Below are 11805 nucleotides of genomic sequence, written 5' to 3'. Positions count from 1 at the left end.
CGAATCAAGAAGCTGAATCGGCACCTAGCAACACGCACGTTCCTTTGACTGCTTCAATCTTAGCGCGAGCAGAGGCACTAAAAGCAGCAGCATGCACGGTCAGGGGCACTGTAACTTCCCCATCGCCTAGCAGCTTCAAAGGCCCGTCATCACTGGTGACAATACCCGTTTCGATAAGGGAACTGAGCGTCACCTCGGTTTTAGCAGGCAGAGTGGATAGCGCTCCAACATTGATGATGGTGTAATTCGCGCGGTTAACAAGCGGAAATTGCTTCAACTTGGGTAGGCGGCGGTACAAAGGAATTTGTCCACCTTCAAAGCCAGGACGAGTGGGTCGTCCTGACCGTGACTTTTGACCACGCATCCCAAACCCACAGCTTGCTCCTTGACCTGCTGCAATGCCTCGCCCAACCCGGCGAGAGCGCTTTTTAGAGCCATCTTGTGGCGCAATATCATCAAGTCTCATCGTCTTAATCCAGTTGTTGTTACTTAATCCAGTTGTTGGCTATAAGCTGTTGGTTTTTGATCTGAACGTTGATTACTGAAAACGAACAACCAAAAGCTGTTTATGCGTAAAGGTTTTCAACCGGGATGCCACGTTCTTCTGCAACATCAGCGAACGTACGCAGCGTTTCAAGTGCATTTACCGTCGCTCGTGCGTTATTGAGCGGGTTCCCAGAACCAAGCTGCTTAGCCAGCACATTGCGAACACCTGCGAGTTCTAAAACGGTGCGAACTGCGCCCCCAGCAATTACACCAGTACCGGGGGCGGCTGGACGCATCATAATTTTGGCACCGCCCCCGGTTCCGTTAGCAGGATGGGGAATCGAGTTCGCTTTGGTCAGGGGAACGTCAACTAGGTGCTTTTTGCCATCAGCGACCCCCTTTTTCACGGCTCCGATGACATCGCTGGCCTTACCGACCCCGACACCAACTTGGCCGCGCTCGTTGCCAACGACCACGATCGCCCGGAAGCTTAGCTTCTTCCCGCCCTTCACCACTTTGGTAACACGACGAATTTGAACGACACGCTCCTGCCAATCTGTTTCTTTTTCGCGACTCTTAGGAGTTTTACGACCCTTTGCCATAACTGCTTAACCTCAATTGTTTCAAATGCTATTCGGTGAGGCAATCAGCGCTCAGCTACCAGCAATCAGCTTGTCCACTGACGACTGACGGCTGCTAGCTGACAACTTAGAAAATTAGTCCTGCTTCACGAGCCGCATCCGCCAATGCTTTGACTCGGCCATGATAAAGGCTACCACCACGATCGAAGACAACTTGCTGAATGCCTTTAGCAATCAATCGTTGAGCCACAAGCTTACCGACCTCACTCGAAGCATCACAGTTCGATCCAGAATCAAGCGACGTTTTTAAGTCTGGATCAAGCGTAGACGCTGATGCCAGCGTGTGTTGCAACGTGTCGTCAATGACTTGAGCATAAATATGCTGATTGGAACGAAAGACCGCCAAACGAGGACGCTCGGCGGTGCCTGTGACACGGCGGCGGACTCGACTGTGGCGACGACGCGTTGATTCTTTACGAGTTAGTTTCATAATTACTTCTTCCCTGCCTTACCAACTTTGCGTCTTACCGCTTCACCGGCATAGCGAATGCCTTTGCCCTTGTAGGGTTCTGGTGGTCGAACCGCTCGAATGCGAGCAGCCGTGTTGCCCACAACTTCTTTATCAATACCGCTAACAACCACGTTTGTGTTGTTTTCTACTGCTACTTGAATGCCCGTCGGAGGTTCTAGCTCAACGGGCTTGCTGTAGCCGACGTTCAAGACTAAATTCCGCCCCTGCACCTGAGCACGATATCCAACGCCCTGGATCTCCAGACGGCGTTGAAACCCTTGAGAGACGCCTTCAACCATGTTTGCAACGAGCGTCCGGCAAAGACCATGACGTTGGCGCGCTGCACGGGACTCATCCTGGCGAGTCACCAGGATAGTTTCACCTTCCTGAACGATCGCCACCTCACTAGGCAGCACTCTAGAAAGCTCACCTTTGGGGCCTTTTACCGTCACAGCCTGACCATCAATGGCTATGGTCACTTTACCGGGAATATCAATGGGGCGTTTGCCAATACGAGACATACCTGACTACTCCTACTTAAAACAGTTGTTAGTTTTCTAAAAACTAATTGCCAAAGACTGACAACTGGCTTACCAGATGTAGCACAGCACTTCACCACCCAGCCCGGTTCGGCGTGCTTCGCGATCGGTCATAATGCCACTTGAGGTGGAAATAATCGCAATGCCGATACCACCCAGAACACGAGGCAGTTCTCGTCGATTGGAATAAACCCGAAAGCCTGGTTTGCTGACGCGCCGCAACGTGGTGATGATGGGTCGCTTGCCCTTACCTTTGTACTTCAGCGCAATGACCAAATTCCGCTTAACGCCCTCGCCAGCTTCGGCAAAGTCAGCAATGAAGCCTTCATCCTTCAAAACCTTGGCAATGCTGCGGGTCATTTTTGTGGATGGAACCTCGGTCGTTTGATGACGCGCGAGGTTTGCGTTCCGAATCCGCGTCAGCATGTCTGAAATAGTGTCGTGTGCCGCCATAGTTTTCCCTTGATAAAGCTGCCTTAGTTATCCCGGAAGGGCATGCCCAGTTCTTTCAGCAAGGCGCGACCCTCCTCATCGGTGTTTGCCGTTGTGATGATGGAAATGTCCATACCACGGACTTGGTCAACGCTGTCGTATTCAACTTCTGGAAAGATGAGCTGTTCGCGCAAGCCCAGTGTGTAATTTCCCCGTCCGTCAAAACTTTTGGGGCTGATCCCACGAAAATCTCGAATGCGTGGCAGGGTTAAATTGATGAGACGATCGAGAAACGAGTACATGCGTCCAGCGCGCAGCGTTACCATGATGCCAACGGGCATCCCCTGACGGATTTTGAACCCTGCGATCGCCTTCTTCGCTCTTGTGACTACAGGCTTTTGCCCAGTGATAAGACTGATTTCTGCCAGGGATGCTTCGAGAGCCTTCGCATTCTGGGCGGCTTCACCCATCCCTCGGTTGACCGTTACTTTGATTACCTTGGGTACCTGATGGATATTGGTGTAGCTAAATTGCTCCATGAGTTTTGGAACAATTTTTTCTTGATAGTGGGTCTTGAGTCGTTCTGCCATAGTGGTCGTTCCTTCATTGCCCCTGGTCTTGGTCAGGGAAATAAATAGTGTTTGGCTGTTGGTTGTTAGTTGTTAGTGTTCTAGAAGTAAGTTTCAAGTGGGTAAAGCTAGAAGTAATGGGCTTTCTCGTTCTAAAAACTAACAACCAATCGCTAACAACTTAAAATTAGTCGATCGTTTCACCCGTTTTTTTGAGCATACGCACTTTGCGACCGTCCGCGTCAAAGGTGTAGCAGACACGACTGGCAACCTTTTGCTTCTCGGAATAAAGCATCACATTTGAGCTGTGAATGGGAGCCTCACTGGTAACAATTTGCCCCGATTCGCCTTCTTGCTGCGGCTTAACGTGCTTTGTGCGAATGTTCACACCCTTAACTACAATTTTGCTTGTCTTGGGCAGCGTTTGCAGCACTTCGCCTACTTTGCCTTTGTCACTACCCGCAATAACCTGGACGGTATCGCCTTTCTTGACGTGCAGTTTGTAGCGAGTGGGGGTTGAATCAGTCTTTGCCATTACAGAACCTCCGGTGCGAGGGAGACGATCTTAGTGAAATTTTTGTCTCGTAGCTCACGGGCAACCGGGCCAAAGACGCGAGTCCCTCTGGGGTTGCCATCGTTGTTAATGAGTACGGCTGCGTTATCGTCAAAGCGAATGCTCATACCACTATCACGGCGAAGCCCTTTGCGAGTGCGCACAATCACGGCGCGTACCACATCCGACTTTTTGACCGCCATGTTGGGGATGGCATCTTTGACGACAGCGATGATGATGTCGCCGACACCGCCATAGCGACGGTTGCCACCACCAATCACACGAATGCACATGAGCTTACGCGCACCGCTGTTATCTGCCACATTCAGGTAAGACTCTTGTTGGATCATGGGTTCCTCCGACTATGCTTGAGTCGCTGTAGTAAGAACGTCAGTCACGACCCAGCGCTTTGTGGCGCTCAGTGGTCTCGTTTCCTGAATGCGGACGCGATCGCCCACACGGCACTTGTTCTCTTCGTCGTGTGCCTTATAACGCTTGGTTCGGGCCACAATCTTGCCGTATTTCGGATGCGCAGAACGACTTTCAACGGCCACCACGATCGTTTTTTCCATTTTGTCGCTAACGACCAAACCAATTCTCTCTTTTGCAGCCATTGGATAACTCCGGGGAAAGGATAAAGGATAAACGATGAAGGATTAAAGTTTTAGCGGAGTCGAGCAACAGTGGGGTGCTAGTGATCGCCAACCGTTTAGCCCTTAGCCTTTAGCCTTCATCCTTTAAAGCTAACTGCCGTTCGCGCTCAAGCGTGAGCAACTGAGCAAGCCGATGGCGAGTGTGCTTAAACCGATGGGATTTATCCAGTTGGCGGGTGCCTTTTTGAAAGCGGAGATCAAAGAGTTCACGTTTCGCAGCGACGATTTGCGTTTCCAGTTCTTGATCACTGAGGTCGCGGATCTCGCTCATTTTGGGAAGAGGCATGACTTAGGACTCCTCCGTTGCACGGGTAACAAATTTCGTTTTAATCGGCAGTTTGAACGAGGCAAGCCGCATAGCTTCTCTAGCCGTTGCTTCAGGTACACCTGTGATTTCAAACATAATTCGACCTGGCTTCACAACAGCCACCCAAAATTCGGGAGCACCTTTACCCGAACCCATACGGGTTTCAGCAGGTCGCATTGTGATCGGCTTATCAGGGAAGATCCGAATCCAGATCTTGCCGCCACGACGAATGTAGCGGGTCATTGCACGACGACTGGCCTCGATCTGACGAGACGTAATCCAGGATGGCTCTTGTGCTTGCAACCCAAACTCACCGAAGTTAAGTTCGTTGCCACGAGTTGCCAACCCGCTCATCCGTCCGCGCTGCTGCTTCCGAAATTTTGTTCTTCTTGGACTTAACATGACTCAGTACCTTTGTTGAGTTTTGAGTTTTGAGTTGAAAAGCTTTAACTCAAAACTCATCACTTATTCTCTATCCTTCATTCGATCGATCTTCAAACTGCTGACGGCGACGCTGCTGACGGCGACGTGGTTGGTTATTGGTGGGCGCAGGCTCTGGCTCTTGCCCAGGAATGATTTCGCCTTTGAAGATCCAGACTTTAATACCCAGCGTGCCGTAAATGGTCTGAGCTGTGCAGTAGGCGTAATCGATATCAGCCCGCAACGTGTGCAGGGGAACCCGCCCTTCCCGTGTCCATTCGGGTCTGGCAATTTCAGCTCCGTTCAAGCGTCCGCTCACCTGTACCTTGATACCTTCAATCCCCGCTCGTTGTGCGCGTTGAATGGCCTGCCGTACAACCCGTCGGAAGGAAACCCGCCGCTCTAGCTGCTGAGCAATGTATTCCCCGATGAGTGCCGCATCTGCATCGACTCGTGCGACTTCAACAACGTTGATCCGAATTTGACGATCGCCCCCGCCCAGCACGTCCTGCAAGCTAGCGCGCAAAGACTCAATCCCTGTACCGCCTCGACCAACCACAACACCCGGACGAGCTGTTTGCACTTCGAGATCGATTTGATCTGCCTTACGCTCAATGCGGACTGACGAAATGCCTGCGCTGCTAAGGTTTTTCTCAACAAAGCGGCGGATCTTGTAGTCTTCTTGCAGCAGTTCAGGATATCGCTTATGGTCACCAAACCACCGAGAACGGTGCTCTTGGGTGATGCCCAGGCGGAACCCAGTTGGATGAATTTTCTGTCCCACGAATGCGTCCTCTAGTAAAAGCAGTAGGGTATCAAGAGTGGCTCTAAGCAGCGGTCAAGCGCCATACAGTCTGATTGACTTATTCAGCAGCACCAGGAGCCACCGTAATGGTGATGTGGCAGGTAGGCTTCCGAATTTGATAAGCCCGACCTTGCGCTCTTGGGCGAAACCGCTTTAAGGAAGGACCCTGGTCGGCAAAGGCTTGGCTGACCAGCAATTCGGCTCGGCTCAGCCCTGCGTTGTGTTCGGCGTTGGCGGCGGCTGAGCGCAGCACTTTGAGCACAGGCTCACACGCGCGATAGGGCATGAACTCTAGGATAATGAGGGCTTCTCGATAGGAACGCCCTCGAATTTGATCCAGCACGCGCCGAACTTTGTGAGGAGACATGCGAACGTATCGAGCGATCGCCTTAACTTCATTGGTGGTGTCAATAGCCATACGGTTTTCCTTTAACAAAAGCGATTTGTCAATCGCCCAATTTATCGACGCGCTTTTTTGTCGCCACCCGCATGACTGCGGAACGTTCGGGTGGGTGCAAACTCACCCAGCTTATGTCCAACCATCTGCTCGGTGACGTAGACCGGCACGTGCTGTCGTCCGTTGTGCACCGCGATCGTGTGACCAATCATCTGCGGCAAAATGGTCGATGCGCGAGACCACGTTTTGACCACTTGCTTATCGCCTTTGACGTTGAGTGCTTCGATCTTGCTGAGCAAATGATCGGCAACAAACGGACCTTTCTTCAGTGAGCGAGCCATCCTTTTACCTCCCGTCAATCATTTATGAATCTCGTCCGCCTCTGCCTCGCTTAGAAGACTTCCGGCGACGACGCACAATCAGGGCGTTGCTCAGCTTCTTCTTCTTGCGAGTTTTGTAGCCCAATGCGGGTTTACCCCAGGGGGTGACAGGGCCTGACCGACCGATCGGTGCCCGACCTTCACCTCCACCGTGAGGATGATCCACCGGGTTCATCACGCTGCCTCTCACCTCTGGGCGACGGCCCTTCCAGCGCTTACGACCCGCCTTGCCAAAGCTTGTGTTGCGAATATCGGCATTGCCTACCGACCCGATCGTGGCGTAGCATTCTCGCCGAATGAGACGCACCTCACCGGACGGGAGCTTGAGCGTGACAAAGTTTCCTTCTTTAGCTGCGACCTGAGCGCTAGCACCCGCTGCTCGCACAATCTGTCCACCTTTTCCAGGCACCAGTTCAACATTGTGAACCAGCGTACCCAACGGCACGTTGCCCAGCGGCATTGCGTTACCCACTTCAAAAGGCGAGTCGGGGCCAGATTGGATAATGGTGCCAACAGGTAAATTGGCTGGATGAAGGATGTACCGCTTTTCGCCGTCCTGATAGAAAACTAGGGCAATCCGCGCATTCCGGTTGGGGTCATATTCGATCGCAACCACTTTGGCAGGAACATTATGCTTGTCGCGCTTAAAGTCGATGACGCGATAGAGGCGTTTGTGCCCACCGCCCCGATGGCGGCACGTGACAACCCCCCGGTTGTTGCGCCCTTTGGGACGATGCCGTGAGTGCGTTAGAGACTTCTCTGGCTCACTCTTAGTGACTTCAGAAAAGGCAGAGACTGTGCGGGTACGAGTCCCAGGGGTCATTGGTCGATAAATACGGATGCCCATACGTTAAGCTCTTGGGGGTTTGCGATTTTGAAGGTCAGGCTTGAGGGTCTAAGCGCTATGTACTGGCAATACGTCAAACTTCTGGGAACAGCGTGATCGAGTCTCCGACTGCTAGCGTGACGACAGCTCGCTTGTATTGGGGACGATGACCCGCAAACTTACCCACCCGTCGCGCCTTACGAGGAGGGTTTTGAGTGCTGACATTCACTACTTTGACCTCAAACAGCGTTTCGATCGCGGCCTTGATTTCTGGCTTTTTGGCGCGAGGATCGACTTCAAAGGTGTACTGGTTGTTCTCCAGTAAGAGCGTTGCTTTTTCGGTCACAATTGGGCGACGCACGAGATCGGCGAGAGCACCAGCATTATAGTCAGTCATTGTAGACCTCCTGAATTTTGGTCAACGCGGATGCCGTTGCCACGATGCGATCGGCGGCCAGCAGATCAAACACATTCAAGTTGCTGGCAGAAATCACCCGCAAATTCTCAATGTTGCGAGCCGACAAATAAACGTTTTCGTTTCGTTCGGCGACAATCAGCAACACTTTAGCTCTCGGCTCAACTCCCCAGCCTGCCAAAGCCTTCGCCACTTCCTTAGTTTTGGGACGGGGCAACTGCTCTGCAAAATCTTGTACCACTACCAAGTCTTCAACCCGGCTTTGAATTGCAGTACGAAGTGCTAGTCGGCGCTCTTTACGGTTCATCTTGATCGTGTAGTCTCTTGGCTTAGGCCCAAAGATGACACCACCACCACGCCAGAGGGGCGATCGGTTAGATCCCGCACGAGCACGTCCAGTACCTTTTTGACGCCAAGGCTTCCGACCACCACCGCTCACTTCTGCTCGCGTTTTGGTAGATGCTGTCCCCTGACGTATATTTGCCAGTTGGCGAGTCAACGCACGATGAACAATGTGAGTCGCATTTGCTTCACTTGCCACTTTTAAATCCAGAGAAGCCGTGCCTACTTCCTGCCCTTGCCAATCTTTAACGACGCAATCAACCATAGTCTTACCCTTGTCTCTCATTCAATGTCGCGATGCATCTGTGATACACGGCACGACTAGCGGCCAACCAGCGTTGCAGGGACGATATTCACCAGTGCACCGGGCTTACCAGGAACTGCACCTTTGATAAGCAACAGATTTCGCTCAGCATCAACTCGCACGACCGTTAACTTCCGAATGGTCACTTGTCCGCCGCCCAAACGTCCTGCCATCCGCTTGCCAGGGTACACACGACCAGGTGTGGTTCCTGCACCAGTAGAACCAGGCGCGCGATGGTTTTTGGAACCGTGTGCCATCGGTCCACGCCTAAAGTTGTGACGCTTCTGATAACCGGCAAAACCACGACCAATACTTGTGCCGATGACATCAACAACCTGACCAACTTCAAAGGTATCCGCTGTAAGCTGTTGGCCTAGTTCAAATTCACTGGAGCGATCGAGGCGATATTCATGCAGGTGTCGCACAGGAGACGCACCAGACTTAGCAAGGTGGCCCAACTCTGGTTTCGTCAGCGCCTTTTGAGACACGTCACCGTATCCAACCTGGATAGCGGAGTACCCGTCTGTCTGGGCTGTTTTCACTTGCGTGACAGTGCATGGCCCCGCTTGAATCACGGTAACAGGGATAGCTTTCCCCGTTTCGTCAAACACCTGGGTCATGCCGAGCTTTGTGCCGAGGATACCAACAGACACGGTGACTAGACTCCATTTCTACACAGTACAAAGGCGCACTGAACAGATCTCAAGGCTGGAAGCAACCTCAAGGCTGTCCTTCTCTCAACGGCAAGCTCAAAGCAAGAAACCCTTCTGAGACGCTCTAAAGACGTTAGAAGGAGTAGTCTTAACCTGACTCAGGCAACCAGTAGCCACCCTGAAGCCGATGGAATTCGATAAACGCTACATCTATCACTCTTTTTCGCCAGGACTTGAGCAGCAAGCCACTCAGTATCCACTTAAGCGAGGGCAAAGTTCCGACAGGCTAACTTGCTACAACTGGGCAAATTTGAGCCTGAACATGAAACGCCGTTGGAATAAATAATTCAGCAGCAGTTATAAACTATAAAACAGTTTCTTCCAAATTGTCCAGTGGTTTAGAAGGATTTCTGTGGCACTGGTAACGACCTGACGCCTTGACAGCAAATTCTTCTAGTCGATCCGGTCGGCGGGAGCAGAGAGGTCATATAGTATTACTGAGATCGTTGGTCACAGCTAATCACAAGGGTTGCATTAGCTGACGGCGTGAATGGCGGTTCTACTGGGTAAAATGCGACGGGCTTTAAGTAATCAGGTAGCGTTCAGAGCCAACCTAACAGGTAGATGGAGTGAAGATTGATGGCACTACTTACGACTGGCAAGCAGCTTATTCGTGATCTAGAAACCTTGGGTGCTTTGGGTGTATTCGTTCCGTTGGAAGGTGGCTTTGAAGGACGCTATCGACGACGGATTCGGACAGCAGGATATGTCTCGCTGAGCATCACTGCACGAGGGCTGGGTGATTTGGCGGCTTATTTAACTACTGTGCATGGGGTACGTCCGCCTCATCTAGGTAAGAAGAGCACAGGTGCAGGTGCTGCTGTTGGCTATACCTACTACATTCCACCCATTGTGAGCTACCAAATCGAGCAACTGCCTGCACAGTCTAAAGGGTTGCTGTTGTGGATCATTGAAGGTTCTATTTTATCCAATCAAGAGCTTGAGTATTTGGCTGCCTTACCCAAGCTTGTGCCTCGTTTGAAAATAGTGGTTGAGTTAGGGGGCGATCGCACGTTTCGCTGGATGCCTCTGACGCAAGCGCTGCTTTCAGCTTGAAGCCACGATCTTTGGGAAAGAGTTCTTGTGAATGCCTCGTAATTTTGTGAATGGGGCACTAGGATGGAGGGGTGACTGATCTGTACTACCCTTTGCGATCCCTGAGGGAAGGTCACTGGTTTAAACTCATTTGCGGAGCCAGTTTCCAACACCTCCCAGCTATCCGAACCCTGGTAATGGCCTACACGCTAGCCGGGGTGGATTGTATTGATATAGCCGCTGATCCGGCTGTCATTTCAACAGCCAAAATAGCACTCGACCTTGCGACTTCTCTCGCGAAGGCAGATGGTGGGAAGCGCTCGTATACCCATGCAGTGCCTTGGCTGATGGTCAGCCTGAACGATGGCGAAGATCCTCATTTTCGGAAAGCTGAGTTTAATGCAGCAACTTGCCCGTCTGGTTGTGCACGCCCCTGTGAGCAAATTTGTCCGGCTCAGGCGATCGTCTTCGAGGCACCAGCAGAGGTTGCCCGTGGATCAGGCTTAGCAACGATGTTACGAACCGATGCTCGTGAAAGCTTGGCGGTGATCGACGATCGCGCCTCTGGTGTGTTGAGCGATCGCTGCTATGGTTGCGGTCGCTGTTTGCCGATTTGTCCCGTGCAGCAGATTGTGACGCATTCCTACCAATCAACGCCAGCGGCAATGGTGCCATTCATCATGCAGGCAGGCATTGATGCGATTGAAATCCATACGCAGATTGGTCATATAGATGAATTTTGTCGCCTTTGGGCTGCGATCGAGCCGTGGCTTGACAAGCTAAAGCTGATTGCGATTAGCTGTCCCGATGGTGACGGTTTATTGGATTATTTACGCGCCCTGTACGAGAGCATTTCTCCGTTGCCCTGCGCTCTCATGTGGCAACTGGATGGTCGTCCCATGAGCGGTGACATCGGGATTGGTACAACAAGAGCTGCGGTCAAACTGGGTCAAAAAGTGCTAACGTCCGGGCTTCCGGGTTACATTCAGCTAGCAGGAGGCACCAATCATCACACGGTTCCCAAGCTCAAAGCCCTGAACCTGCTGCACCCGCGTTTACAGAATGCTGCCACAACCGCTCCGTCTGTTGCTGAGCCGTTGTTAAAGTCGGATCAGGCGTTAGACGCGTCCCAGGCAGTTCAGGGGTATGCTCACGATCAGGCGACCGCTTACGTTGCAGGAGTCGCTTATGGCAGCTACGCCCGCACGTTGCTGATGCCGATTCTCAACCAGCTAGATGCGATCAGATTGGAGATGGCCGAACCCGAAGCACGGGCGGTTGCCTCTGGATCAGCGCGATCGCCCTTAGCGATCGTCAATCCTGCTTTTTCAACGGCCTTTTCAACGACTGAGCGCTCGCAGCCTCTGGGCTTAGAAGACGCTCCCGATCTTCTCTGGCAAGCGGTTGGGCTGGCACGATCGCTGGTGTCGCAACTCAAAGCCTTTAACACCGAGCACCCAATGCGCTTGGATCTCTAGCAACATGCTCTTGAACAATTTCCGGCCTAGACTGCTACCGACCTTATAAATCCGCTGCG

The 11805-nt window shown here is 52.1% G+C and carries 21 protein-coding genes; 3 read left to right on the top strand and 18 right to left on the bottom strand.

The window, feature by feature from the left end:
* Positions 1-4: 4 nt before the first annotated feature.
* The 18 genes from rplO to rplC all read right to left on the bottom strand — a co-directional run bounded on the left by rplO (position 5) and on the right by rplC (position 9173).
* Entirely contained in the window at positions 5-466 is a 462-nt protein-coding gene (rplO, locus tag AC5JLP_RS25110) for a 50S ribosomal protein L15 (protein WP_496070567.1), read from the bottom strand.
* Between the two features lie 100 nt (positions 467-566).
* Positions 567-1088, bottom strand: a complete 522-nt coding sequence (gene rpsE, locus AC5JLP_RS25105) for a 30S ribosomal protein S5 (protein WP_496070566.1) — start codon at positions 1086-1088, stop codon at positions 567-569.
* Between the two features lie 106 nt (positions 1089-1194).
* Positions 1195-1557, bottom strand: coding sequence for a 50S ribosomal protein L18 (gene rplR / locus AC5JLP_RS25100; RefSeq protein ID WP_496070565.1), 363 nt, complete (start codon positions 1555-1557; stop codon positions 1195-1197).
* Positions 1558-1559: 2 nt separating this feature from the next.
* On the bottom strand, positions 1560-2099 hold the full coding sequence (gene rplF, locus AC5JLP_RS25095) for a 50S ribosomal protein L6 (protein WP_496070564.1): 540 nt from the start codon (positions 2097-2099) through the stop codon (positions 1560-1562).
* A 69-nt stretch (positions 2100-2168) separates the two neighbouring features.
* A complete protein-coding gene (rpsH, locus tag AC5JLP_RS25090; RefSeq protein ID WP_496070563.1) occupies positions 2169-2570 on the bottom strand; it encodes a 30S ribosomal protein S8 in 402 nt (133 codons plus the stop codon).
* A 23-nt stretch (positions 2571-2593) separates the two neighbouring features.
* Positions 2594-3139 carry a 50S ribosomal protein L5 gene (rplE, locus tag AC5JLP_RS25085; protein ID WP_496070562.1) on the bottom strand — a complete coding sequence of 182 codons (546 nt, stop codon included), beginning with the start codon at positions 3137-3139 and terminating at the stop codon, positions 2594-2596.
* A gap of 166 nt (positions 3140-3305) precedes the next feature.
* Positions 3306-3653 carry a 50S ribosomal protein L24 gene (rplX, locus tag AC5JLP_RS25080; protein WP_496070561.1) on the bottom strand — a complete coding sequence of 116 codons (348 nt, stop codon included), beginning with the start codon at positions 3651-3653 and terminating at the stop codon, positions 3306-3308.
* A complete protein-coding gene (gene rplN / locus AC5JLP_RS25075) occupies positions 3653-4021 on the bottom strand; it encodes a 50S ribosomal protein L14 (RefSeq protein ID WP_106256528.1) in 369 nt (122 codons plus the stop codon). Before rplN ends, rplX begins: the two co-directional genes overlap by 1 nt.
* 12 nt (positions 4022-4033) lie before the next feature.
* A complete protein-coding gene (rpsQ, locus tag AC5JLP_RS25070; protein ID WP_496070560.1) occupies positions 4034-4285 on the bottom strand; it encodes a 30S ribosomal protein S17 in 252 nt (83 codons plus the stop codon).
* Between the two features lie 109 nt (positions 4286-4394).
* The gene (gene rpmC / locus AC5JLP_RS25065; RefSeq protein ID WP_496070614.1) at positions 4395-4550 is read right to left on the bottom strand and encodes a 50S ribosomal protein L29; all 156 of its coding nucleotides are present in this window, start codon (positions 4548-4550) and stop codon (positions 4395-4397) included.
* 63 nt (positions 4551-4613) lie between these two features.
* Positions 4614-5033 carry a 50S ribosomal protein L16 gene (gene rplP / locus AC5JLP_RS25060; protein WP_496070559.1) on the bottom strand — a complete coding sequence of 140 codons (420 nt, stop codon included), beginning with the start codon at positions 5031-5033 and terminating at the stop codon, positions 4614-4616.
* Between the two features lie 70 nt (positions 5034-5103).
* The gene (rpsC, locus tag AC5JLP_RS25055) at positions 5104-5835 is read right to left on the bottom strand and encodes a 30S ribosomal protein S3 (RefSeq protein ID WP_496070558.1); all 732 of its coding nucleotides are present in this window, start codon (positions 5833-5835) and stop codon (positions 5104-5106) included.
* Between the two features lie 79 nt (positions 5836-5914).
* The gene (gene rplV, locus AC5JLP_RS25050; RefSeq protein ID WP_496070557.1) at positions 5915-6274 is read right to left on the bottom strand and encodes a 50S ribosomal protein L22; all 360 of its coding nucleotides are present in this window, start codon (positions 6272-6274) and stop codon (positions 5915-5917) included.
* A gap of 41 nt (positions 6275-6315) precedes the next feature.
* Positions 6316-6594 carry a 30S ribosomal protein S19 gene (gene rpsS / locus AC5JLP_RS25045; RefSeq protein ID WP_496070556.1) on the bottom strand — a complete coding sequence of 93 codons (279 nt, stop codon included), beginning with the start codon at positions 6592-6594 and terminating at the stop codon, positions 6316-6318.
* Positions 6595-6616: 22 nt separating this feature from the next.
* Positions 6617-7480: a 50S ribosomal protein L2 gene (gene rplB / locus AC5JLP_RS25040; RefSeq protein WP_496070555.1), complete on the bottom strand. Its 864-nt coding sequence runs from the start codon at positions 7478-7480 to the stop codon at positions 6617-6619.
* 73 nt (positions 7481-7553) lie between these two features.
* Positions 7554-7856 (bottom strand): 50S ribosomal protein L23, encoded by a 303-nt coding sequence (locus AC5JLP_RS25035; RefSeq protein WP_496070554.1) that lies wholly within the window; start codon positions 7854-7856, stop codon positions 7554-7556.
* The gene (rplD, locus tag AC5JLP_RS25030) at positions 7849-8481 is read right to left on the bottom strand and encodes a 50S ribosomal protein L4 (RefSeq protein WP_496070553.1); all 633 of its coding nucleotides are present in this window, start codon (positions 8479-8481) and stop codon (positions 7849-7851) included. The genes AC5JLP_RS25035 and rplD overlap by 8 nt, the downstream gene beginning before the upstream one ends.
* Positions 8482-8537: 56 nt before the next feature.
* Positions 8538-9173, bottom strand: a complete 636-nt coding sequence (rplC, locus tag AC5JLP_RS25025) for a 50S ribosomal protein L3 (RefSeq protein WP_496070552.1) — start codon at positions 9171-9173, stop codon at positions 8538-8540.
* Positions 9174-9360: 187 nt separating this feature from the next.
* On the opposite strand from rplC, the gene AC5JLP_RS25020 reads away from it, so the two are divergent.
* The 3 genes from AC5JLP_RS25020 to AC5JLP_RS25010 all read left to right on the top strand — a co-directional run bounded on the left by AC5JLP_RS25020 (position 9361) and on the right by AC5JLP_RS25010 (position 11746).
* Complete coding sequence (locus tag AC5JLP_RS25020) at positions 9361-9519, top strand: hypothetical protein (RefSeq protein ID WP_496070551.1); 159 nt, start codon at positions 9361-9363, stop codon at positions 9517-9519.
* Positions 9520-9812: 293 nt separating this feature from the next.
* The gene (gene ndhN / locus AC5JLP_RS25015) at positions 9813-10289 is read left to right on the top strand and encodes an NAD(P)H-quinone oxidoreductase subunit N (protein WP_496070550.1); all 477 of its coding nucleotides are present in this window, start codon (positions 9813-9815) and stop codon (positions 10287-10289) included.
* Between the two features lie 197 nt (positions 10290-10486).
* Complete coding sequence (locus AC5JLP_RS25010; RefSeq protein WP_496070549.1) at positions 10487-11746, top strand: Light dependent period protein LdpA domain-containing protein; 1260 nt, start codon at positions 10487-10489, stop codon at positions 11744-11746.
* The last annotated feature ends 59 nt before the right edge of the window (positions 11747-11805 follow it).

The organism is Stenomitos rutilans, from assembly GCF_059505485.1.
Note: the sequence above shows the minus strand (reverse complement) of the source record. Positions and strands in the feature narration are given on the sequence as shown.

Coding starts and splice junctions, on each gene's coding strand:
- rplO (WP_496070567.1), bottom strand. CDS start 466: ATGAGACTTGATGATATTGCGCCACAAGATGGCTCTAAAAAGCGCTCT.
- rpsE (WP_496070566.1), bottom strand. CDS start 1,088: ATGGCAAAGGGTCGTAAAACTCCTAAGAGTCGCGAAAAAGAAACAGAT.
- rplR (WP_496070565.1), bottom strand. CDS start 1,557: ATGAAACTAACTCGTAAAGAATCAACGCGTCGTCGCCACAGTCGAGTC.
- rplF (WP_496070564.1), bottom strand. CDS start 2,099: ATGTCTCGTATTGGCAAACGCCCCATTGATATTCCCGGTAAAGTGACC.
- rpsH (WP_496070563.1), bottom strand. CDS start 2,570: ATGGCGGCACACGACACTATTTCAGACATGCTGACGCGGATTCGGAAC.
- rplE (WP_496070562.1), bottom strand. CDS start 3,139: ATGGCAGAACGACTCAAGACCCACTATCAAGAAAAAATTGTTCCAAAA.
- rplX (WP_496070561.1), bottom strand. CDS start 3,653: ATGGCAAAGACTGATTCAACCCCCACTCGCTACAAACTGCACGTCAAG.
- rplN (WP_106256528.1), bottom strand. CDS start 4,021: ATGATCCAACAAGAGTCTTACCTGAATGTGGCAGATAACAGCGGTGCG.
- rpsQ (WP_496070560.1), bottom strand. CDS start 4,285: ATGGCTGCAAAAGAGAGAATTGGTTTGGTCGTTAGCGACAAAATGGAA.
- rplP (WP_496070559.1), bottom strand. CDS start 5,033: ATGTTAAGTCCAAGAAGAACAAAATTTCGGAAGCAGCAGCGCGGACGG.
- rplV (WP_496070557.1), bottom strand. CDS start 6,274: ATGGCTATTGACACCACCAATGAAGTTAAGGCGATCGCTCGATACGTT.
- rpsS (WP_496070556.1), bottom strand. CDS start 6,594: ATGGCTCGCTCACTGAAGAAAGGTCCGTTTGTTGCCGATCATTTGCTC.
- rplB (WP_496070555.1), bottom strand. CDS start 7,480: ATGGGCATCCGTATTTATCGACCAATGACCCCTGGGACTCGTACCCGC.
- AC5JLP_RS25035 (WP_496070554.1), bottom strand. CDS start 7,856: ATGACTGACTATAATGCTGGTGCTCTCGCCGATCTCGTGCGTCGCCCA.
- rplD (WP_496070553.1), bottom strand. CDS start 8,481: ATGGTTGATTGCGTCGTTAAAGATTGGCAAGGGCAGGAAGTAGGCACG.
- AC5JLP_RS25020 (WP_496070551.1), top strand. CDS start 9,361: ATGGAATTCGATAAACGCTACATCTATCACTCTTTTTCGCCAGGACTT.
- ndhN (WP_496070550.1), top strand. CDS start 9,813: ATGGCACTACTTACGACTGGCAAGCAGCTTATTCGTGATCTAGAAACC.